Below are 21343 nucleotides of genomic sequence, written 5' to 3'. Positions count from 1 at the left end.
ATCATGCGCAAATTGCTGACTGGCCTGATGACGGCTGGTCTCTTCGCACTTGCCGGCACAGCGGTCCAGACGACGGATGTCAAAGCCGCCGACAGCAAGACCATCGCCGTCTCGATCCCAGCCGCCGATCATGGCTGGACGGGCGGCGTGGTCTATCACGCCCAGCAGGAGGCCAAGGCGCTGGAAGCGCGCTATCCAGGCCTCAAGGTCATCGTAAAGACCTCTCCCGACGGCGCGGCGCAGGCCAACGCCCTCGAGGACTTGACCACGCAGGGTATCAACGCCCTCGTCGTACTGCCGCATAATTCCGACGAGCTGACCGACCCGATCCGCCAGGTCAAGGGCAAGGGCGTGTTCATAACCGTGGTGGACCGCGCCCTGCGCGATCCAATCCAGGATCTCTACGTCGCCGGCAACAATCCGGGCCTGGGCACCGTCTCGGCCGCCTACGTCAAGGAAAAGCTCGGTGGCAAGGGCGACGTCGTGGTGATCCGCGGCCTGCCCATCGTCATCGACGAGCAACGCGTCAATGCCTTCAACGAGGGCCTGAAGGGCTCCGAGGTCAAGGTGATCGACAGCCAGTTCGGCAATTGGAGCCGCGACGATGCCTTCAAGGTCATGCAGGACTTCCTGACCAAGCACCCCAAGATCGATGCGGTGTGGTGTCAGGATGACGACATGGCTGTGGGCGTGCTGGAGGCGATCAAGCAGGCCGGCCGCAGCGACATCAAATTCGTGCTCGGCGGTGCCGGCATGAAGGACATGATCAAGAAAGTCATGGATGGCGACGCCACCATCCCGGCGGACGTGTTGTATCCGCCTGCCATGGTCGCTGTCGCGATGGATCTCACCGCAGCCGGTCTCTACGACAAGCTGCCCGTGCGCGGCTCCTATATTCTCGATGCCACGCTGGTGACCAAGGACAACGCCAAGGATTTCTACTACCCTGACTCGCCGTTCTGAGCGAGAATGACAAACGGGAAAGCCGCCCTCCCGATGCGGGGCGGCTTTTTTATTGCGCTGATTAAGGTACAATAATACCTAATTAAACAATACCTATTAGGGATTACAGTCATACCTCGATGCTACAATCTAATACTTAAGTATCATTGGAGAGGTAGAGCCCAGCCCCCCAATTCCTCCCCATAAGTGTCACATTCTAGCCGCAATTTATCCATGACGACACTCGGCCGCGTCGCACAGAAACAGCCGAAGACAGGAAGCATAATCATGCTTGAACTGCTTTTCTCAGGCAATTAACTCAAGGGAATATAAAAGTATATTTTGAAATACTCCATGTACAAAAAATAAAACGACGCGCTTTATCGCGATAAATCGATTTATTCTTTATGAATTCACGTTGCGATTTACTATTTTTTAGCATATTTTGTTAGCAACAGTCAGCTTCCGGCCGATCGAGAAAGCACCCAAGGCTCCTTTCCCCGGAGTTCTCAGCTGAATGTTCGAGTTTTCTCAGGTGGAGGTCGACATGCCCAAACAATTTCGGAAGGAATGGCGCAAGGTTGCAATGTTTGCTGGACTAGCGACTACTTTGTTTCTTGTCGCTCCGCAGACGGCCCTGAGCGGTGGTTTCGGCAATAACGGCGGAGGTCTCGGCAATGCAGTCGGCGGCCTCGGCAACGCTGTTGGCGGCGCCGTGGGTGCGGTCGGTGGTGCCGTCGGCGGTGTCAATGTCGGCGTCAGCGCCAAGGTGGGTCCGGTCAATGCCAACAGCAACACCAGCCTCAACAGCAACGGCTTGAATTCCAACACGACGGCCAGTGTCGGCAATGCCGCGACGGCTAATGTCAATGCATCGGCAACGCCCAATAATGGTGTCAACGCCAATGTCGGCGTCAACTCCTCGGTCGCTGATGCCAATGTCAATGCCTCGCTCAACAACGCAACGGGCGTCAATGTCGGCGTCGGCGTGAACGTGCCCGGCACGAATCCCGGCATCCCGGGGACACCTGGTACGCCGGGCACTCCGGGAAATCCTGGTACCCCGGGCGTCCCCGGCACAGGTGTGAATATCGGCAACGTCTCCAATCAGTTCGCTTCGATGAGCAGCGCCCAGCGCATCGCCCTCAAGAAGCGCTGCAAGATGGTTCTCGGCGCCACCGACGAATATGACGCTCAGCTCATCAAGCTGTGCCAGATGCTGGCCAAGCTCTGAGCCCATCCAAGAGGTCGAACCGAATTGAGCGCACGACGAGGGGCTGGCCTTCAAGGCCGGCCCCTCCTTTTGAGGGGCATGGGGAACCGGGGAAAGTGATGCATCAATCGATCGCCCTGCCGTTCCGACAGCCCCTCAGAACGATCCGGCAAAATTGCCGCCATCCATCAGAATATTCTGGCGGGTGACATAGCCGGCCTGCGTTCCAGCCAGAAAGGCGCAGACCGCGCCCAGTTCGTCCGGATCACCGAACCGCCCGGAAACCTCACCGTCCTGCCATTCGGCGAGCACTTCCTCCGCCGTCTGCCCAGGCCTGGCCGAGGCTGCGGCGTTGTCCCGCAGCCGATCGGTGCCGAAAGAGCCCGGCAGGATGTTGTTGATCGTCACATTATGGCGGGCGACGTCACGTGCGAGACCGGCGACGAAACCGGTCAGCCCACTGCGGGCACCGTTCGACAGGCCGAGATAGGAGATGGGAGCCTTCACCGTCACCGAGGTGATGTTGACGATGCGCCCGAAGCGGCGCGCGATCATGCCATCCAGCGTCGCCTTGATCAGCTCGATCGGTGCCAGCATGTTGGCATCGAGCGCCGCCAGCCATTGCTCGCGGCCGAACTGGCGGAAATCTCCCGGCGGCGGGCCGCCGGCATTGTTGATCAGGATGTCGGGCTGCGGACAGGCTTCCAGCAGCTTGCTTCGTCCCTCCACGCTGGCGACATCGGCAATCACAGGCGTGACCGTCGCGCCCGTCGCGGCGCGGATCTCGGTCGCGGTCCTCTCCAGCGTGGCAGGCGTGACGCCATTGATCACCACATTCACGCCCTCCCGCGCCAGGGCCAGCGCGCAAGCCTTGCCAAGACCTCGACTGGAGGCGCAGACGATGGCGGATTTTCCTTCGATACCAAGCTTCATGATGCTCTCCAGTGCCTCTTGATACCCGGCCAGGACGACGCCGGATAAAGGCAGGCTTTTTCGCAGGGGTAACGGCAGCCGACAAGCCCATGGGACGCGGCGGACACGCAAGGCTGCAGTTCTTGCCATGCTCCGCCTCGAACATGCGAACTCCTCCCGAGACAAGCCCTCGACAGACAAGGTGTCCCGCTTGACATCAAAAACATGAGGATTTATCACATTACAAAAGCGACAAATCCTCATGTTGCGAGCACCACATGGCAACCCCTTTCGATTTTTCGCAAAACCAGCCGCGCTCCATATCGACCACCGGCGCCAAACGGCTGCGGTCTCTCTTTCCAGGCCGGGCTCCGCCATGGCTTGGATGGCTTGCCTTGCTGGCCTCCCTGCTCCCCGTCGCCTCTCCGGCAGGGCAAGCCGCGTCGAGCGTCACCGGCAATCCCGCCCGTGGGCAAACCGTGTTCGAGCAGCATTGCAGCGGCTGCCATGCCCTGGGAGAAAATCGCTTCGGTCCCCGCCTCGGCGACGTCTACGGCCGGCGGGCCGGCAGCATCCCTGGCTTTCGCTACAGCCAGGCCTTGCAAAGACAACCCCTGACCTGGTCTGCAGCCACGCTCGACCACTGGCTCTCCGGGCCCGCACGCTTCCTGCCGGGGGCACGCATGACCATCTCGATCAACGATGCCGCCACCCGCGCCGACGTCATTGCCTATCTGTGCTCCCGCCCCGCTTCCGACCAGGAATAAAAACACGGGAGCGTTGCCCTGGGGTGTCGCTCGAAGCGGAAGGCGCCTATAGCTATCCCTTCGATACGCAGACGGTTCCAGGGAAATCAGAGATGGCATCGGATCCGGCCACAAGCGACAATCCGCGCCGCCCGGTCGCCGCCGTGCTCGCCGTGGTGCTGCGCGGCGAGGAATTTCTGCTGGTTCGCCGCGCCAATCCACCGGACCAGGGCCTGTGGGGCTTTCCGGGCGGCAAGATCGAACCCGGCGAAGGCATGCTGCAGGCGGCCCTGCGCGAACTCGAGGAGGAGACCGGCGTCAAGGCCCGCGCCGTAAAGGCCTTCGCAGCCCTCGATTCCATCGATCCTCGTCCGGCCCATGAAGGTGGCCACCACTATGTGCTGGTTGGCGTGCTCTGCCACTGGCAGGCCGGCGAGGCCGTCGCCGCCGACGATGCCCTGGAAGCGCGCTGGTTCGACCTGCCGGCCCTTCTGGCGAACCAGGCTTACGCGAGCACCGATGTCGACACGCTCGCCCAGGAGGCCTTGGTTCTGGCGAAAGCATCGACCTCCGGGCGCATCACGCCTTGACGCTCAGTCTGCCGCCCCCAGCAGCGCAGGCAGCCGCACCAGCACGATTTCGGCAGCCATCACCACCACGGCCCCGACCACGATGGAATGTGAGGTCATCTCGGCAAGGAGCGGCGGCAGCCCCTTGAACGAACTCGATAGCGCGGGAATGCCAAGACCGGCCATCAGGCCGAGCGGTGCCACCAGATTCTTGATGGCGCTGCCCCTTTCCTGGCTTGCAAGCTGGATGCCCGTCATGATCACCGTACCCGCCGCCGGCAGGAACAGGCCTCCGATGACGGCAGCCGGCGTCGCCACCAGCACGGCAGCCATCTTCGGCAGGAAAGCCAGCACGATGAAGATGATGCCGGCGATACGCACCACATGCCGGCTCGCCACGCCGGTGATCTTCACCACGCCCAGGTTCTGGGCATAGGCCGTGGTGCCGAAGCCGCCGATCAAGGCGGCCAGCATGGAACCTCCCGCCTCGCCGGCAATGCCCATATTGACGCGCCGGTCATCCAGCGGCGTGCGGGTCAGCCGCGCCGTTGCTTCATACATGCCCATCGCCTCGACCACCGCGACCAGGAAGACGATGCTCATGGTCAGGGTGATGCCGAGGTCGAAATGGAGCGGGCCATAGGGGAGGAATTGCGGCAAGGCGAGCCAGGGTGCCGTCGCGACCGCTGAAAAATCCAGCAAGCCGAGAGCCAGGGCGGCGCAATCGCCCAGCACCAGCGCGATCAGAAAGCCGAACATGCGCAACCGGCCACCGAGCGCGGAACAGACGAGGACGGCAGCCGTGGTCAGGCAGCCCAGCACCAGGCTCGGCAGCGTGCCGAAAGTCGGCATGCCCGGTCCGCCGAAGAACTCCTGGAAAGTGAACCCCGCCAGGGCGATGCCGACCAGCGTGATGATGGTACCGGATACCGCCGGCGATAGCAGGCGGCGCAGCCTAGCGAGTTGGCCCGCGGCGGCTGCGAGAAAGACCAGGCCAGCACCGATCAGCAAGCCGAGGCTGGCCGAGGCGATGGTCCCGGCTTTGTAGTAACCGATGGCGAGCGGCGAAAAGGCCGATGACGGCCCCTGCACGATGGGCAGGCGCACCAGCTTGGTGCTCTGCACCACCGTCACGATCCCGGCAGCCAGGAAGGTCGCGGTGACCAGATTGGTGGCCAGACTCGCGGAAAAACCGCCGACGGAAGCGACGAAAATCGGGTCGAGCCAGGCATTGGAAACCAGGGCCTGCTGCAGGCCCAGCGCCAGCCCGCGCCGGGCCGGCATCACTGCCTCGACATCGCCGATGGCGCCGTCATCGGCAGCCCGGTCCGCGTGTTCGCCAAGCCGATCTTTGATCAGACCTGTCATTGTAGTTGCTCCTCCCAAGAAGTGCACGGAGCGACGAGGCTGTATTGTTGTTTTAGGCAGCCAGTCGCTGGATCCGGCGGGCATGCTTTGCATGCTCACGCAGGACGTCCTCCAGACCGGTGAGCACCGGCTTGCCGGCCTCGACCAGGATCTCGCCATTGACGATGGCGGTGCCGGCGATGGCGGGGCCGCAGCGCAGCCAGGCCTCGACCGGATCGGTGTGGGCTCCGGCAAGTGCGACGTCCGACATCTCCCACACCACCAGATCGGCGCAGGCCCCCGGCCTCAGATGACCGATCTCATCATCCCAGCCCAGGCACGCCGCACCGCCGCGCGTGGCCATGTCGAGGGCATCGCGGGCCGACATCGAATGGGGTCCGTTACGGAAACGTCCGAGCAGCAGGGCGGTGCGGGCCTCCAGCCAAAGGGAAGCATGATCGGTCGAGGCCGAACCATCGCAGCCCAGGCCGACGCGCATGCCGCGCGCCCGCAGCCCCATGGCATCGGCAGCCCCGCCGCCGATCAGCATGTTGGAGCAGGGGCATTGGCAGGCGCACACCCCAGCTTTCGCCAGTCGCCCGATCTCGTCCTGCGAGGGGTAGATGTAGTGGGCGACCCAGGAACGCTTGCTGGCCCAGCCGACGCGCTCGAAATATTCCGTGGGCGTGCAGCCATAGACTTCCTGGCAGTAGATGTCCTCCTGTGGGTCCTCGGCCAGATGCGTATGCAGGCGAAGATCATATTTTTCGGCGAGCCGGGCCGATTCCACCATGATCCGTTCAGTCACCGAGAACAGGGAGCACGGCGCCAGCGCCACCCGGTTCATCGCGCCGGCCGAGGCATCGTGATAGGCTTCCACCAGTCTCACGCTGTCTTCGAGAATGGCCTCCTCGCCCTGCACCACCGAGGCCGGCGGCAGGCCGCCCTGCTCGACCGAGCGGGTCATCGAACCGCGCGTCGCATAAAAGCGGAAGCCGATGTCCCGGCTGGCCCTCAATTGCGCGTCGATCAGGAAGGGCTTGGGATGGACATACATATGATCCATCGAGGTGGTGCAACCGCCCATCAGCAGTTCGGCCATGGCGATATAGGTCGACAGATAGACCGATTCCGCGTCGAGATCGGCCCAAAGCGGATAGAGGCCGGTCAGCCACTCGAACAGGGTGCCGTTGGTCACCGGCGCGTAGGAGCGGGTGAGGTTCTGATACATGTGGTGGTGGGCGTTGATGAGGCCGGGCGTCACCAGACGCCCGCGCGCCGACACCACTTTCGTCGCGGCCGGTTCCTCACCGCTCTTGCCGATGGCCTGAACCCGTCTATCCTTGATCGCGATCCAGCCGCTGGCAATCTCCCAGCTTCGATCGACATAGATATAGGCGTCACGCACCAGTAGATCCGCAAGCATGCAGCTCCTCCCCGTCAGTTCCCATGCATATCCGAAGGCGCTTTCGCCACCTTCGCGCTATGAGCCCTGTCCCGGGAGGTGCGAACTCCGGATCGTCATCGAAAAGGCTGAGCGGGCTTGCTCGCAATGCTGTGCACGAATGCAAAGCTTCTTCCATGCTCCCCAGTTTTTCACCTGTGTCAACTTTTTTTTCTTGAGATTTGCTTTGACGAGGCGAACGCCCCAGCACATTCGCCCGCCGCTTCCGAGGACTTCGAATCATGAAGATTGCAGTGATGGGGGCCGGCGCCGTCGGCTGCTTCTTCGGTGCCCTGCTCGCCCAGGCCGGCCATAACGTCACCCTGATCGGACGCCCGGCCCTGGTCGAGGCCGTCAGGGATGGCGGGCTGCTGCTCGAGAGTGGCGGCGAGCGCCGGCACGTGCCCGTTCTTGCCGATACCAGGCCCGAGGCGGTCGCAGGAGCCGAACTGCTGCTGTTCTGCGTGAAATCCTTCGACACCGAAGCGGCGGCGGTCGCCATCGCTCCTCATATCGGTGCCGATTGCTCGGTCTGGAGCCTGCAGAACGGCATCGACAACGCCGACAGGCTCGCCCGTATCCTCGACAGGCCGGCCGTGCCCGTTGCCGTCTATGCTGCGCTCGAGGCGCCGGGCGCCGGCTATGTCCGCCACAAGGGCGGTGGCAAGATGGTGATCGGCCCCTCCCCGCGCAGCGAGGAGTTCGCAGCCCTGTTCGCCGCCGCCGGCATTGCGGCCCGTGTTGCGCCGGATGTCGCCAGCACGCTGTGGACCAAGCTCGCGGTCAATTGCGCACTCAATGCCATCTCGGCGCTCGCCGCCCTGCCCTATGGCGGGCTGATCGGGCGCGAAGGCGTGGATGTGCTGCTGAAGGGGATCCTGGCCGAGTGCCGTACCGTGGCCGGCGCCCATGGCATCACCCTGGCCCCAACGCTGGAAGATACCGTGTTCGGCCTCGGCACCAGCATGGCCGAGCAATATTCCTCCACCGCCCAGGACCTCGCCAGGGGCCGGCGCACGGAAATCGACGATCTGAACGGTGCCATCCTGCGCCGGGCCGCCACGCGCGGCCTCGAAGCGCCGCTGAACCAGGCGCTATGGACTCTGATAAAACTGCGCGAGAGCGTTTCCAAGAAAGGTTGACCGTCTTTTCGATCGGGAAAACGCGTCAAAACATTTTGCGATTCGACGTGATTCCATGAAATCGCAGAATGCGTCGGGCCAATTGCGCTGTCGGTCCCGCGCGCGATCGACAAGGAAAACCCCGCCTCGTCGGCGGGGTCATGATGCTCGGGGATCTCTGGAAGCCGGTCTCTCCTGGGGTAGTGACCGGCTACGAGAATAGAATTGATCATCGGGTGTGATTTTATCGTGACGCCCCGATCTCCGGATCCAGGCCCCCTCCGCCCGCCCCGAACAGACATACGTCCAGTTCCAGCCGCCATCGATGATGAGACGCCTAGTGAAATCGGAATCCCGACGATCACGCGGCCGCTATTCCGATCCCGCTCGGCGCTGAATATCCAACCGCTGCTCCAGGCCTTCGGTCTGGAGGATTTTGTTTGCACACAAGCAAAAAGCCCGGCGCGTGCCGGGAGGCGCAGGCCGACAGAAGGCTCCCGGCCTTTCGACAGAGTCGGGGAACGCTGCACCGGCGGGAGTCCTGGCAAAAACAAAAGGCACCGCGTTTGCGATGCCTTGGGTCTTCAGTTCTTTCTGGTAAGCGATGGTGGGCGCGACAGGGATTGAACCTGTGACCCCTACGATGTCAACGTAGTGCTCTCCCGCTGAGCTACGCGCCCATCGCTTGCGGAGGCCGGCCTGATAGCAGGTTGAATCAGGCCATGCAAGCCATTCGTCCCGCTATTTTGAAAAGAAGTTCAGGCAGCCTTCAGGAGCTTGTCGACTTCGTTGACCAGATCCTTGAGATGGAAGGGCTTGGACAACACCTTGGCGTCGCGAGGTGCCTGCGAATCGGGGTTGAGCGCCACGGCCGCGAAACCGGTGATGAACATCACCTTGATGTCGGGATCGAGTTCGGTGGCCCGGCGGGCCAGCTCGATGCCATCCATTTCCGGCATTACGATGTCGGTGAGCAGCAATTCGAACGGTTCTTCCCGCAGCCGATGATAGGCGGACAGGCCGTTATCGTAGGACATCACCTCATGTCCGGCATTCTGCAGGGCGCGCACCAGGAAGCGGCGCATATCATTGTCGTCTTCGGCAAGGAGAATCTTGTTCATGATGGCGTCCCGAATCCCCGGCAGGGCCGGAGCATGTTCGAACTCTATAAACCGTCGTCAGGGTAAACGCCCCGTTTACATCGCAATAGAGTTAATCCCGAATTCGTGATGCCGCCAGTGGCTGTTGTGCGGGACGGGTGAAGTAAAAATCATGCGGCGGGGCTTGTGATGCTTGCCCGCCCGTGATTTTGTCGAATGATGTCGGCATCGTTCGAACCGGCCGCACCCTCGAGGTGCCGCGGCCGACGAGGCCGCAACCCGCCGCTGGAGTATGTGCACGGCATGGACATCGAGCTCAGCCCTCCTTTCGACGTGGTCGAGCCTGCGGCCTATGCGGCGCCTTTGCTGTTCAACTCGCCCCATTCGGGACGGGTCTATCCGCGCGCCTTCCTGGAGGCATCCCGCCTCGATCCGCTGTCCCTGCGCCGCTCCGAGGATGCTTTCGTCGACCTCCTGCTCGCCGATGTCGCTGCCAGCGGCTCGGCGGTGATGAGCGCGCGCTTTCCCCGCGCCTTTCTGGACGTCAACCGCGAACCCTACGAACTCGACCCGCGCATGTTCGACGGCAGGCTGCCGAACTATGCCAATACCCGCTCCCTGCGCGTGGCCGGCGGCTTGGGCACACTGGCGCGCGTGGTCAGCGAGAACCAGGAGATCTACGCCCGCCGCCTGCCGGTGGACGAGGCACTGCGCCGGATCGAGGAGCTCTACAAGCCCTATCACCGCACGCTACGCCGCCTGCTCGGCCAGATCCACCGCGAATTCGGCGTGGCGCTGCTGGTCGACTGCCATTCCATGCCGTCCTGCGGCCTGGCACGCGAGGACAGGCCCCGCGCCGACATCGTGCTGGGCGATCGCTACGGCACGAGTTGCTCGCATCTGATCATGGATTGCGCCGACGAGGCCCTGCGCAACCTCGGTTATTCGGTGGCACGCAACAAGCCCTATGCCGGCGGCTACATCACCGAGCATTACGGCAATCCCGGCGCCGGCTTCCACGTCATCCAGATCGAGATCAACCGTTCGATCTACATGAACGAGCAGGATTTTTCCTTGGCTCCGGCCTTCGACCGCCTGAAGCAGGATCTCACCGTGCTGCGCGATACGCTCGCTGGCCTGCCCTTCCACTATCTCGATGCATTCCACCTGGCCGCCGAGTGAACCAGCCCGTTTCGCCTGCCCCCGAAGCCAATTGGGTCTTCGGCTATGGTTCCCTGATGTGGAATCCCGGCTTTGCCTTTGAAGAGCGTCAGAATGCGCTGATTCGCGGCCTGCACCGGGCCCTGTGCATCTGGTCGCATGTCCATCGCGGCACACCCGAAAAGCCCGGCTTGGTGCTCGGCCTCGATCGAGGCGGCTCCTGCCGGGGGGTCGCCTTCCGCGTCGCTTCCGAGAACTGGGACGCGACGGTGGACTATCTGCGCCGGCGCGAGCAGGCCACCAGCGTCTATATCGAGATCCTGCACGAGGCCCGGCTCGAGGACGGGCGTCATGTCCGCGCCCTCGCCTACCGGGCCGACCGGGCGCACCATCAATATTGCGGCAAGCTGCCGGACCGCCAGCTCCTGGAGGTGGTGCGCGGCGGCGTCGGGCTTTCGGGCGCCAATCCCGATTATGTGCTGGCCACCCACGACCATCTCGACGAACTCGGTATTCCCGACCGCACCTTGGCCTGGCTCTCGCACCAATTGCGGGGGTGAGGCCGTCGCATCCGGGGAAGGTCGTTTTCCTTCACCTTTTGCCCCTAACAGCCTGGAAAAGAGTAAGGGCAAGGGGGCCACCGATGGCTCTACCCCCTTCACAAGACCGACACGTTAATCCTACATTGTGTTGGACGAACAGCCGAATCGGCCTTTTCGGCTGGACTGATGGTGACGGGAGCGCTTCGTGACAGCGCATGTTTCGCCTGCTGTGTTTCATACGTCGGTCTCGCCCGAGGCGTGTCCCGCGCTCGTGCTGAACGCCGATTACCGGCCGCTGTCCTATTATCCGCTCTCGCTCTGGTCCTGGCAGGATACGGTGAAAGCGGTCTTCCTCGACAGGGTCAACATCATCTCCGAATATGACAAGGTGGTGCGAAGTCCCACCTTCGAGTTCCGATTACCTTCGGTGGTGTGTCTCAAGACCTACGTCAAACCCAGTCGAAACCCCGCCTTCACCCGCTTCAACGTCTTCCTGCGCGACTGCTTCACCTGCCAATATTGCGGCACGCGGTCGGATCTGACCTTCGACCACGTCATCCCCCGCTCCCGGGGCGGACAGACCACCTGGGAAAACGTCGTCGCCGCCTGCTCGCCCTGCAATCTGAAAAAGGGCGGCGCCATGCCCGCCGAGGCTGGCATGCATCCCAACCAGAAGCCCTACGCCCCCTCCCTCAGCGACCTGCACCAGAACGGCCGGCATTTCCCGCCGAACTATCTGCATGAGAGCTGGCTCGATTACCTCTATTGGGATACCGAACTGGAGCCTTGATCGGCTTCATTCGCCGGGGCATGCTTTGCGCGTCGCGACTGCTTCGTTCCGCGCTTTTGGCGTGATTTGATCGCGACCTTTCCGATTGTTAACAAGCGCTCACTATGGAACTCTCCTATGGTGAAGCGGCCGCAAGGCAATCACCATACAAATGCGGGGCAAAGTGCGATTTCCTTAAATCGCCCTTTTCTCTAATTCTTTGTTTCAGCGCGTTTTCCTAATCGAAAAGTCGACCAACTTTTCTGGAAAACGCTTCCGGTGCTGTAAGCACTCGCACGCTCGTTACGACCGCGAAGGGAGGTTCCATGCCGCACGAGACACCGTTGATTGCAACGATCGTGGCGGGCCTGGGACTGGCATTCATCTTTGCGCTTGTCGCACAGCGGTTACGACTGTCTCCGATCGTCGCCTATCTGCTTGGCGGCGTGGTGATCGGCCCCTTCACGCCCGGTTTCGTGGCGGACCAGAATCTCGCCAATGAGCTCGCCGAGCTCGGCGTGATCCTGCTGATGTTCGGTGTCGGCCTGCATTTTTCACTGAAGGACCTGCTCTCTGTCCGCGCCATCGCCGTTCCCGGCGCGCTGGGCCAGATCGCGGTGGCGACCCTGCTGGGCATGGGTTTTTCCTGGGTCATGGGCTGGGGCCTCGGCACGGGCATCGTCTTCGGCCTCGCCCTCTCGGTCGCCAGTACCGTGGTGCTGCTGCGCGCCATGCAAGAGCGCAAGCTGATCGAGACCGAGCGTGGCCGTATCGCCGTCGGCTGGCTGATCGTCGAAGACCTGGTGATGGTGATCACCCTGGTGCTGATCCCTCCGCTGGCCGGACTTCTCGGCGGCCATGCGCCGGGCGAGGTCGCGCCTTCAGGCCTCGCCGCCAATCTCGGCCTCAATTCGATCGCCGCGACCCTCCTGGTCACCGCCATCAAGGTCGCCGCCTTCGTGGCGCTGATGCTGGTGGTCGGGCGCAAGGTCATCCCCTGGGTCCTGCATTTCGTCGCCCATACCGGTTCGCGCGAGCTCTTCCGCCTGGCCGTGCTGGCGATTTCGCTCGGGGTCGCCTATGGCGCGGCCGTGCTCTTCGGCGTCTCCTTCGCGCTGGGCGCCTTTTTCGCCGGCATGGTGCTGGCCGAATCCCCGCTCAGCAAGCAGGCCGCCAATGAGACGCTGCCGCTGCGCGACGCCTTCGCCGTGCTGTTCTTCGTCTCGGTGGGCATGCTGTTCAACCCGGCGATCCTGATCCAGCATCCCCTCGGCGTGCTCGCGACCTTCGTGATCATCGTGATCGGCAAGTCGATTGCCGCCTTCCTGATCGTGCGCGGCTTCGGTTATTCCAAGGGCGTCGCACTCACCATTTCGGCGAGTCTCGCCCAGATCGGCGAATTCTCGTTCATTCTGGCGGTGCTCGGTGTCAAGCTGCAGATCATCCCCGGCACGGCGCGCGATCTGGTGGTGGCGGGCGCCCTCATTTCCATCGTGATCAACCCGATCCTGTTCATGGCGCTGGACCGCTTCGTGCTGCGTCCCGAACGCCAGCCAACCGCCCCAGCCAAGCCGGAAGTCAAACCTGAGGCCGAGCCCGAGGCACAGCCTCAGCCGGAGGCCTCGCCGGGTGCGTCCGTCGCGGAAGCCGCGCCCGCTCCGGCGCCCCTGCCCAAGGATGATGACATCGAAGTGGTCCAGCCGACCAAACTCAGCCAGCACGCCATTTTGGTCGGCCATGGCCGCGTCGGCAGCCGGGTGGCCAAGGCCCTGCACCAAGCCGGCGTGCCGCTGGTGGTGATCGAGGAATCGCAGAGCGAGGTCGAGAAGCTGAAAGCCGAAGGCATCGAGGTCTATTCCGGACCGGCCGGCGACTACGAGACGCTGGAGCTGCAGAATCTGGCCGGCGCGAAATGGCTGGTCGTCGCCATCCCCGACGCCTTCGAAGCCGGCCATCTGGTGGAGCAGTCCCGCACGCTCAACCCGTCCATCCGCATTCTCGCCCGGGCGCATAGCGAGGAGGCGGTGGACTATCTCCGCGGGCTCGGGGCCGATGCGATCCTGATGGGCGAAGAGGAAATCGCCCGCGGCATGATCCGCGACCTGCTGCAGCCCGAGGAAAGCCAGCCCGGTCAGGCGGCCTGACTATGCCGGGACTCCGGATCCCCGGGTCAAGCCCGGGCACGACAGAACGACACTCGTTGCGGCAAATATCTATGCTTACCCCCGCTAAACACAGGCTACCCTCGGCGGTTACCTCCCCGTTAAGACCTCGATAACCGTACGAATTGTTAATGAGTTGATACCCTTTACCTGCATTTCCTGCGGCTTTATTGCTATTCCATGAATAGAATGAACCATTTTTAGACACCAACGCCCTTTTGGATAGCGGGCGACCTCCACGCGCCCCGTATCATCAACGTCAAATCAAGATGCGGCAGGAACCGCCGGGCGCGAGCCCGGCAGATGGCGGCTGCCTGCCAAAGCGTTTTGCGATTGGAGGCAAGAACGCTCTAGCCAATCCATCAGGTTGGCTTGGAAACAAGGAGCCAGAGCAAACAGGCGTTCGGCCATGGACGCGCTTTGCTCCGAGCAGGGTTTGAGATCCTGCGGATTCCTCCTGATCGATCCCATGGCTCGATCAGGAGGAATCTGCATACGCATTGGGAAAAGCGACGATGCAGACCTCTTCCGTCGACGAGGCAGACCAAGGCCAGGAGGTCCCCACGGGCCAGCCGCCTTTCGAAGCTCCGACGGAGAACCACCCTGCTAGGCCGGCCGAAAGACGCAGGCGGCGTCCCCTAGTGCCCACCAAGCTGCAGAAAAGCGCCGGGCGCATCATGCTGATCGTGGTGGGCTTCGTCTGCATCTATATGGCGATTCTGGCGCGGTTGGTGCAGTTCGGCACCGCGCCGGACGAGCAATATGACGCGCGCCGCTCGGCAGCCGATCAGTTGGCTGCGGCACGCCCGGATATCCTTGACCGCAATGGCCGGATCCTGGCCACCGACGTGCAGGTGCCTTCGCTTTACGCCGAACCGAGGAAGATCATCGATGTCGACGAGGCGACCGAGCTGCTCACCGCCCAGATGCCCGAATTCGATGCACGCGATCTCAGGGCCAAGCTTGCCTCGGGCAAGGGCTTCATCTGGCTCAAGCGCGAGATCACGCCCGAGCAGCGCAATCGCATCTATGCACTCGGCCTGCCGGGCATCGGCTTTCTCAACGAGGCCAAGCGCATTTATCCCAACGGGCCGACGGTGAGCCATGTGCTCGGAGCCGTGAACATCGACAACCAGGGCATTGCCGGCATCGAGCGATATATCGACCGCAAGCGCGGCCTCTCCGAGCTGCAGGCGCTCGGCTACGCCTCCGACCCGCACGATCTCAAGCCTGTGCGCCTTTCGATCGATCTGCGAGCCCAGGCGGTGATGCGCGACGAACTTGTCGCCGGGATGGAGCACTACCAGGCCAAGGCGGCGGCCGGCGCCATCATGGACGTCAATACCGGCGAAATGATCTCGCTGGTGTCCTTGCCCGATTTCGATCCCAACAACCCGGCCGAGGCATTGGATCCCAACCGGATCAACCGCATCAATGTCGGCGTGTTCGAGATGGGCTCGACCTTCAAGGCCCTGACCACCGCCATGGCGATCGAATCGGGCAGATTCACTACCGCTTCCATGCTCGATGCCCGCACCACGCTCAAATATGGCCGCTTCACCATTCATGACGACCACGCCCGTCGGCGCATGCTGAGCCTGCCGGAGGTGTTCACCTTCTCCTCCAATATCGGCTCGGCCAAAATGGCCCTCGCCCTCGGCGTCGACGCCCACAAGGCCTTTCTGAGGATGATGGGCCAGACCACTCGACTGGTCACCGAACTGCCCGAGAACGCCATGCCGATCCTGCCCAGGCGCTGGAGCGAGATCAACACCATCACCATCGCCTTCGGCCATGGCATGGCCGTGGCGCCGCTGCAGGCGATGATGGCGGTGGGGGCGATGATGAATGGCGGCCATCTGATGAAGCCGACATTCCTGGCGCGCAACGAAAGCGACGCCCTGGCGGGCTCCAAGCTGGTCCTGAAGAAGCACACCTCCGACGTGATGCGCTACATCATGCGCCTCAACGCCACCGACGGCTCCGGCAAGAAGGCCAATGTGCCGGGGCTCGGCATCGGCGCCAAGACCGGCACGGCCGAAAAGGTCATCAACGGGCGCTATTCGAAGAAGCTCAACTTCACCACCTTCATGGCGGTATTTCCCTTCGACAAGCCGAAATATCTGGTGCTCGTGCTCTATGACGAGCCCAAGGGCCTGCCCGAGACCTATGGCTACAGTTCCGCCGCCTGGAATGCCGGGGTTACCACCGGCAAGATCCTGGAGCGCATCGGCCCGCTGCTCGGCGTCAAGCCGCGCTTTACGGAGATTCCCAACCCCGTGCCGCCGCTCTACGCCCCTCGCGGCGAAGACCATCCGATGGAGTGGCTGGTCACGCATTGAGCGCAGAAAGGGTGTCCAGTCGCCACCGTAATCCTGCCAATGCCGCACTGCCCCTCACCTCTATCCCAGTCCACTCCAAGTGGAGTGGACGATACCCGCAAGCGGGGCGAGGCGGCTCAAGCGTCGCAATCCATTCTCAGGCCTTTCATCTCGCTCAACGGTTGAGCGAGACTAGACATTTCCAAGGGGACTCGTCATCGAGGTCCCCTCGTCCCGTTCTTACGGGGAGAGGATAGAGCTGAGGGGCAGCACAGGACCGGCTTAAACATACGGAAGGCATGTTCCTGCCCGATCAACCTCTTCGTATCATTCTCAGGGAAAATGCGTGCCGGGCGGCGCCGGGATGGAGGCGAACACCTCGGCCACGTCATCCTCGAAGATCGCCGCCGTCAGCTTGCCGCCGTAGCAGGCGCCGGTGTCGAGATTGATGCGGTTGGTGCGGAAATCCGGCTCCTCCACCGAGGTGTGGCCATGCACGATCTTCTTCTCGAAGAGCTGGCCCGAGGGTAGAAACTCGTCGCGGATCCAGATCAGGTCATATTCCTTCTGCTTGGCCAGCGGCACATCCGGCCGCACGCCGGCATGCACGAAGAAATAATCGCCGAAGGTGAGGCTCAGCGGCCGCTTGCGCATGAAGTCGAGATGGTCGGGCAGCATCCTGGTGCGGAACTCCGCCCTGAGACGCTCGACATCCCGCTTCGAATGCGGGTCGGCCCCCTTGATGTCGACGCCATAGCTGCCGACGGTGGCCATGCCGCCCCATTTGAGCCAGACGTCGGCATCCGGGTCGCCGGCGAGGAAGGACATCAGCAAGGTTTCGTGATTGCCCCTGAGCACATGGAGCTCGCAACCTGGCAGGTTGCCCATCAGCCGGGCCACGACACCGCGGGAATCGGGGCCGCGATCGACGAGATCGCCGAGGCTGATGACGATGTGGCGCCGGTCCGGCTTGGCCTGGGCCCGAGCTTGCGCCCTGGCCAGGATCTCCTCCATCAGCGCGAGATGGCCGTGGACGTCGCCGAAGGCAATAATGGTTGTCCCCGCCGGCACACGCGGCGGGATGGGAAAGGGTACGACACGATTCTGCATGAAGGCAGCATATCAGCCACGCTTGCCGCAGCAAGGGGATGCGGCAATGCCGCTCAGCCTCCACTGCGGTTCACCTCAGCGTCTTCGGGTTTGCTCGACCTTTGTCATTGCCGGGCTTGACCCGGCAATCCAGCCCCTTCGCGCTTATTCCGGATAGCCGGGTCAAGCCCGGCTATGACAAAACGGGGTGTTACCTCTTTGAGTGAACAGCATTCGGCCGCTCAGGCTCGATAATCCAGGCCTATGTCGAGGATCGGCGCGCTATGGGTGAGCCAGCCGATGGAGATGAGGTCGACGCCCGAGGCCGCGATTGCCGGCGCCGTCGCCGCCGTAACCCGGCCTGAGGCCTCGGTGAGCGCCCGTCCGCCGACCATGGCCACCGCCTCGCGTAATTCATCCGGGCCCATATTGTCGAGCAACACGGCATCGACGCCAATGGCCAGCGCCTCCTCGAGCTGGGCCAGCGTATCGACCTCCAGCTCGATCTTGACCATGTGGCCCGCCGCGGCCTTGGCCCGCTCGAGCGCCGGGCGGATGCCGCCGGCGATGGCGACATGGTTGTCCTTGATCAGGATGGCATCGTCGAGCCCGAAGCGGTGATTGCCGCCGCCGCCGGCCCTCACCGCATATTTCTCCAAAGCGCGCAGGCCGGGCGTGGTCTTGCGGGTGCAGACGATGGTGGCCTTGTGCCCCCTGACCGCCTCCACCACCAAGGCGGTGGCGCTGGCGATGCCGCTGAGACGGCAGAGGATGTTGAGCGCCGTGCGCTCGCCCGTCAGCAAGGCCCGGGCCGAACCGGTGACGGTGGCGATGATCGAGCCAGGCGATACGCTGGCGCCATCGCCGCGCTCCACCGCGATCACAGCAGAAGGATCGAGCAGGCGGAAGGCGGCGGCGGCAATGTCGAGGCCGGCGACCACGCCGTCCTGGCGTGCGGCCAGCACGGTGGTCGCCTTGAGGCCGACAGGCACGATGGCATCGGTGGTGAGGTCGCCGGCACGGCCGAGATCCTCGACCAGGGCCGCGCGGACGACAGGCTCGAACAGCAGGGGGGGCAGGGGAGAAAGGGGCATGTCAGGCGCTTTCTGCGAAAGGAAGGGAGAGGGCGACCTCACGGGCCGTCGAGAGGGTCTGGTCGAGCGAGAGGAGAGATGGCGTCGCCTCCGGCAGGCTGGTGGGGAAATCCGTGCGGCAATGCGCCCCCCGGCTTTCCCGCCGACATAGCGCGGAGACGGCCAGCATCAGGCCGACCAGGGCGGGGCCCGAGCCAGGGCGTGTGCTGGTGGCCAGCGGTAGGAGTTCGGCGATCGCCGCCTCTAGTCCGGCCCGGTCCCTCACCACGCCGAGCGCACGCGATAGAATCGGACGCGTTGACTCGGCATCCCCAGTGCGAAGGTCAGCAGCATTCGCGGCAATGGAAGTTCCCGCGAATCGGCGGCTGGCGGCCGGTGCGCTCCTCACGCTGTCGGCGACCCAGGCGGCGCAGACCGCAGCCTCGGCCAGGGAATTGCTGGCGAGGCGATTGGCGCCGTGCAGCCCGGTGCAGGCCACTTCGCCACAAGCCCATAGACCCGGCAGGGAGCTTCGGCCCTGTCCATCCACCGCAATGCCGCCCATGTGATAGTGCTGGGCCGGGCGCACCGGCAGCGGCTGCAAGGCGGGATCGAAGCCGGCCTGCCGGCAGAGCCGGTCGATACCCGGGAAGCGGCGTGCGAACCCCGCGCCGGGCTGCTGGCGGGCATCTAGGTAGACTTGGTGCCCGCCCGACAGATGCTGCCAGATGCCGCGGGCGACTTCGTCGCGCGGGGCCAGTTCGGCGCCCGGTAGATGGCGGAGAAAGCGCTCGCCGGTCTCGTCGATCAGCACGGCGCCCTCACCCCGCACGGCTTCGCTGACCAGCCCCATCGGCCGCGCCGCGGTATCGAGCGCGGTTGGATGGAACTGCACGAATTCGAGATTGGAGAGCAGCGCCCCGGCGCGAGCCGCCAGGGCGAGCCCCTGCCCCTGGCTGGTGCGAGGATTGGTGCTATCGCTGAAGAGGCCGCCGATGCCGCCGGTGGCCAGCACCACGCGTGCGGTGGGAATGGTCATCGCCTCGCTGTTCGGGCCGACGCAGACGACGCCGGCGATGGTGCCGTCCTCGACGATGAGGCGCCGTGCCTCGACGCCCTCCAGCACGGTGATCGAGGGCGTCTTACGCACTGCGGCGACCAAGGCGCGCACGATCTCTCGTCCCGTGGCGTCGCCATCGGCATGTACGATGCGGCGGCGGCCATGGGCGGCTTCGAGGCCGAGTTGGAAGTCCTCGCCGTTCCTGTCGAAATTGACACCGAGAGCGGCGAGCCGACGCACCGCATCCGGAGCAGCGTCGAGGATGGAGCGAGCCGCCACCGCCGCCACCAGGCCACCGCCGGCCGCCAGCGTATCCTCGAGGTGAAGTGCAGGTGTATCATCATCAGCCAGGCTTGCGGCGAGCCCGCCCTGCGCCCAGCCGGTCGAGGTTTCCGCGCCGAGCGACGCGCGGGAGAGCAGCACCGCCGGTTCGGGGGCGAGTGAGAGCGCCGTCATCAGCCCGGCGAGGCCGGCCCCGACCACCACCGGGCGGTCGCGATAGAGTTGGGGATGATCGCTCATAGCTCGAGCATCCTCTCGACGGCCCGGCGCGCGGCAACCGCAATGGCAGGATCGATGGTGACTTCGTGCCGGTTGGTCTCCAGCGCCTGGCGGATATTGGCGAGCGTGATGCGCTTCATATGCGGACAGAGATTACAGGGGCGCACGAAATCGACGGTGGGGTGCTGCACGGCCACGTTGTCGCTCATCGAGCATTCGGTCAGCAGCACCACGCGGGCAGGCTTGTGCTCGGCGACATAGTCGGACATCAGCGCGGTCGAGCCGGAGAAATCGGCTTCCGCCACCACCTCCGGCGGGCATTCGGGATGGGCGAGGACGATCACGCCGGGATGGTCTTCCCTGAGCTGGCGCACCTCGGCCGGCGAGAAGCGCTCATGCACCTCGCAATGGCCCTTCCAGGCGATGATCTCGACATCGGTCTCGGCCGCGATGTTGCGGGCGAGATATTCGTCGGGAAGCATGATCACCCGGGGCACGCCGAGCTTTTCGACGATCCTCTTGGCATTGCCCGAGGTGCAGCAGACATCGGACTCCGCCTTCACCGCCGCCGAGGTGTTGACATATGTGACGATGGGCACGCCGGGATAGGTCTGGCGCATCAGGCGCACATCCTCCGGCTGGATCGAATCGGCCAGCGAGCAGCCGGCGCGAAGATCGGGGATCAGCACCGTCTTGTCCGGATTGAGCAGCTTGGCGGTCTCGGCCATGAAATGCACGCCCGCCAGCACGATGACATCGGCGTCGGTATCGACAGCCCTGCGGGCCAGGGCCAGGCTGTCGCCGACCACGTCGGCGACGCAGTGGAAGATTTCCGGCGTCTGGTAGTTGTGCGCCAGGATGACGGCGTTGCGCTCGCGCTTGAGCGCCAGGATGGCGTCGACGTCATCGGCGAAGACGGGCCATTCCATGGCGGGAATGACGCGCTTGACCCGCTCATAGAGCGGCGCGGTGCGGGTGAGAACGGCAGCATCGGGGCTCATATTTATACTCCCATTGAGCATATGTTGGGCATATGCTTAATCTGAGTATAAGCAATGTCAAGCGAATTATGTTCATTTGGAGCATAAGAGATTGGAGCAAAACCGAGAGAGCGAACCGCGACTCCCTTCTCCCCTGGTGGGGATCGTCCACTCCACTTGGAGTGGACTAGGAGCCCCGAAGCGGCGGATGAGGGGTCTAGCCCCCCATCCAGAGATTACACCTTTGAGCGAGCACCAAGGCTGGCAAGGTCGCAAGACCCCTCATCCGTC

18 protein-coding genes and 1 tRNA gene are annotated in these 21343 nt (G+C 63.6%); 10 read left to right on the top strand and 9 right to left on the bottom strand.

Annotated features, from left to right (window positions below; all coding sequences use genetic code 11):
• Positions 1 to 3 precede the first annotated feature (3 nt).
• Positions 4 to 963 carry an ABC transporter substrate-binding protein gene (locus ACR9ZN_RS27280; RefSeq protein ID WP_434959547.1) on the top strand — a complete coding sequence of 320 codons (960 nt, stop codon included), beginning with the start codon at positions 4 to 6 and terminating at the stop codon, positions 961 to 963.
• A gap of 526 nt (positions 964 to 1489) precedes the next feature.
• Positions 1490 to 2176 (top strand): hypothetical protein, encoded by a 687-nt coding sequence (locus ACR9ZN_RS27275; RefSeq protein WP_481273670.1) that lies wholly within the window; start codon positions 1490 to 1492, stop codon positions 2174 to 2176.
• 135 nt (positions 2177 to 2311) lie between these two features.
• On the opposite strand, the gene ACR9ZN_RS27270 is transcribed toward ACR9ZN_RS27275, so the two are convergent.
• The gene (locus ACR9ZN_RS27270) at positions 2312 to 3088 is read right to left on the bottom strand and encodes an SDR family oxidoreductase (protein WP_441773295.1); all 777 of its coding nucleotides are present in this window, start codon (positions 3086 to 3088) and stop codon (positions 2312 to 2314) included.
• A 374-nt stretch (positions 3089 to 3462) separates the two neighbouring features.
• Between ACR9ZN_RS27270 and ACR9ZN_RS27265 the strand changes: the two genes are divergently transcribed.
• Positions 3463 to 3834, top strand: coding sequence for a c-type cytochrome (locus tag ACR9ZN_RS27265; protein ID WP_454812419.1), 372 nt, complete (start codon positions 3463 to 3465; stop codon positions 3832 to 3834).
• Positions 3835 to 3926: 92 nt separating this feature from the next.
• Positions 3927 to 4403 carry an NUDIX hydrolase gene (locus tag ACR9ZN_RS27260; RefSeq protein WP_481273669.1) on the top strand — a complete coding sequence of 159 codons (477 nt, stop codon included), beginning with the start codon at positions 3927 to 3929 and terminating at the stop codon, positions 4401 to 4403.
• Between the two features lie 3 nt (positions 4404 to 4406).
• On the opposite strand, the gene ACR9ZN_RS27255 is transcribed toward ACR9ZN_RS27260, so the two are convergent.
• On the bottom strand, positions 4407 to 5750 hold the full coding sequence (locus ACR9ZN_RS27255) for a uracil-xanthine permease family protein (RefSeq protein WP_481273668.1): 1344 nt from the start codon (positions 5748 to 5750) through the stop codon (positions 4407 to 4409).
• Positions 5751 to 5802: 52 nt separating this feature from the next.
• Complete coding sequence (locus ACR9ZN_RS27250; RefSeq protein ID WP_454812413.1) at positions 5803 to 7155, bottom strand: 8-oxoguanine deaminase; 1353 nt, start codon at positions 7153 to 7155, stop codon at positions 5803 to 5805.
• Between the two features lie 260 nt (positions 7156 to 7415).
• Here ACR9ZN_RS27250 and ACR9ZN_RS27245 point away from each other — a divergent pair, with 260 nt between their 5' ends.
• Entirely contained in the window at positions 7416 to 8315 is a 900-nt protein-coding gene (locus tag ACR9ZN_RS27245; protein ID WP_481273667.1) for a ketopantoate reductase family protein, read from the top strand.
• 584 nt (positions 8316 to 8899) lie between these two features.
• Here the strand turns inward: ACR9ZN_RS27245 and ACR9ZN_RS27240 are convergent.
• Both ACR9ZN_RS27240 and cpdR read right to left on the bottom strand, forming a co-directional pair.
• A tRNA-Val gene (locus ACR9ZN_RS27240) sits at positions 8900 to 8974 on the bottom strand.
• Positions 8975 to 9052: 78 nt separating this feature from the next.
• The gene (cpdR, locus tag ACR9ZN_RS27235) at positions 9053 to 9418 is read right to left on the bottom strand and encodes a cell cycle two-component system response regulator CpdR (RefSeq protein WP_105864233.1); all 366 of its coding nucleotides are present in this window, start codon (positions 9416 to 9418) and stop codon (positions 9053 to 9055) included.
• A gap of 279 nt (positions 9419 to 9697) precedes the next feature.
• On the opposite strand from cpdR, the gene ACR9ZN_RS27230 reads away from it, so the two are divergent.
• From ACR9ZN_RS27230 to ACR9ZN_RS27210, 5 genes are all read left to right on the top strand, one after another.
• Positions 9698 to 10576, top strand: coding sequence for an N-formylglutamate amidohydrolase (locus ACR9ZN_RS27230; protein ID WP_434959538.1), 879 nt, complete (start codon positions 9698 to 9700; stop codon positions 10574 to 10576).
• On the top strand, positions 10573 to 11115 hold the full coding sequence (locus ACR9ZN_RS27225; RefSeq protein WP_434959537.1) for a gamma-glutamylcyclotransferase: 543 nt from the start codon (positions 10573 to 10575) through the stop codon (positions 11113 to 11115). The genes ACR9ZN_RS27230 and ACR9ZN_RS27225 overlap by 4 nt, the downstream gene beginning before the upstream one ends.
• A gap of 211 nt (positions 11116 to 11326) precedes the next feature.
• A complete protein-coding gene (locus tag ACR9ZN_RS27220) occupies positions 11327 to 11887 on the top strand; it encodes an HNH endonuclease (RefSeq protein WP_149255366.1) in 561 nt (186 codons plus the stop codon).
• Between the two features lie 305 nt (positions 11888 to 12192).
• The gene (locus ACR9ZN_RS27215) at positions 12193 to 14010 is read left to right on the top strand and encodes a cation:proton antiporter domain-containing protein (RefSeq protein WP_481273666.1); all 1818 of its coding nucleotides are present in this window, start codon (positions 12193 to 12195) and stop codon (positions 14008 to 14010) included.
• Positions 14011 to 14543: 533 nt separating this feature from the next.
• A complete protein-coding gene (locus ACR9ZN_RS27210) occupies positions 14544 to 16370 on the top strand; it encodes a peptidoglycan D,D-transpeptidase FtsI family protein (protein ID WP_481273665.1) in 1827 nt (608 codons plus the stop codon).
• Positions 16371 to 16682: 312 nt separating this feature from the next.
• Here ACR9ZN_RS27210 and ACR9ZN_RS27205 read toward each other — a convergent pair whose 3' ends face one another.
• From ACR9ZN_RS27205 to nadA, 4 genes are all read right to left on the bottom strand, one after another.
• Positions 16683 to 17459, bottom strand: a complete 777-nt coding sequence (locus tag ACR9ZN_RS27205; protein WP_481273664.1) for a metallophosphoesterase family protein — start codon at positions 17457 to 17459, stop codon at positions 16683 to 16685.
• 221 nt (positions 17460 to 17680) lie between these two features.
• Entirely contained in the window at positions 17681 to 18532 is an 852-nt protein-coding gene (nadC, locus tag ACR9ZN_RS27200; protein WP_481273663.1) for a carboxylating nicotinate-nucleotide diphosphorylase, read from the bottom strand.
• Position 18533: 1 nt separating this feature from the next.
• Positions 18534 to 20093, bottom strand: a complete 1560-nt coding sequence (locus ACR9ZN_RS27195; protein WP_481273662.1) for an L-aspartate oxidase — start codon at positions 20091 to 20093, stop codon at positions 18534 to 18536.
• Positions 20090 to 21073, bottom strand: coding sequence for a quinolinate synthase NadA (gene nadA / locus ACR9ZN_RS27190; RefSeq protein WP_434959531.1), 984 nt, complete (start codon positions 21071 to 21073; stop codon positions 20090 to 20092). Before nadA ends, ACR9ZN_RS27195 begins: the two co-directional genes overlap by 4 nt.
• Between the last annotated feature and the right edge of the window lie 270 nt (positions 21074 to 21343).

The organism is Labrys sp. HAY1-8F (assembly GCF_056754975.1).
Note: the sequence above shows the minus strand (reverse complement) of the source record. Positions and strands in the feature narration are given on the sequence as shown.

Excerpts from the sequence above, each read along its gene's own strand:
- ACR9ZN_RS27280 (WP_434959547.1), top strand. The coding sequence starts at position 4 with ATGCGCAAATTGCTGACTGGCCTGATGACGGCTGGTCTCTTCGCACTT.
- ACR9ZN_RS27275 (WP_481273670.1), top strand. The coding sequence starts at position 1,490 with ATGCCCAAACAATTTCGGAAGGAATGGCGCAAGGTTGCAATGTTTGCT.
- ACR9ZN_RS27270 (WP_441773295.1), bottom strand. The coding sequence starts at position 3,088 with ATGAAGCTTGGTATCGAAGGAAAATCCGCCATCGTCTGCGCCTCCAGT.
- ACR9ZN_RS27260 (WP_481273669.1), top strand. The coding sequence starts at position 3,927 with ATGGCATCGGATCCGGCCACAAGCGACAATCCGCGCCGCCCGGTCGCC.
- ACR9ZN_RS27255 (WP_481273668.1), bottom strand. The coding sequence starts at position 5,750 with ATGACAGGTCTGATCAAAGATCGGCTTGGCGAACACGCGGACCGGGCT.
- ACR9ZN_RS27250 (WP_454812413.1), bottom strand. The coding sequence starts at position 7,155 with ATGCTTGCGGATCTACTGGTGCGTGACGCCTATATCTATGTCGATCGA.
- ACR9ZN_RS27245 (WP_481273667.1), top strand. The coding sequence starts at position 7,416 with ATGAAGATTGCAGTGATGGGGGCCGGCGCCGTCGGCTGCTTCTTCGGT.
- ACR9ZN_RS27230 (WP_434959538.1), top strand. The coding sequence starts at position 9,698 with ATGGACATCGAGCTCAGCCCTCCTTTCGACGTGGTCGAGCCTGCGGCC.
- ACR9ZN_RS27215 (WP_481273666.1), top strand. The coding sequence starts at position 12,193 with ATGCCGCACGAGACACCGTTGATTGCAACGATCGTGGCGGGCCTGGGA.
- ACR9ZN_RS27210 (WP_481273665.1), top strand. The coding sequence starts at position 14,544 with ATGCAGACCTCTTCCGTCGACGAGGCAGACCAAGGCCAGGAGGTCCCC.
- ACR9ZN_RS27205 (WP_481273664.1), bottom strand. The coding sequence starts at position 17,459 with ATGCAGAATCGTGTCGTACCCTTTCCCATCCCGCCGCGTGTGCCGGCG.
- nadC (WP_481273663.1), bottom strand. The coding sequence starts at position 18,532 with ATGCCCCTTTCTCCCCTGCCCCCCCTGCTGTTCGAGCCTGTCGTCCGC.
- ACR9ZN_RS27195 (WP_481273662.1), bottom strand. The coding sequence starts at position 20,093 with ATGAGCGATCATCCCCAACTCTATCGCGACCGCCCGGTGGTGGTCGGG.
- nadA (WP_434959531.1), bottom strand. The coding sequence starts at position 21,073 with ATGAGCCCCGATGCTGCCGTTCTCACCCGCACCGCGCCGCTCTATGAG.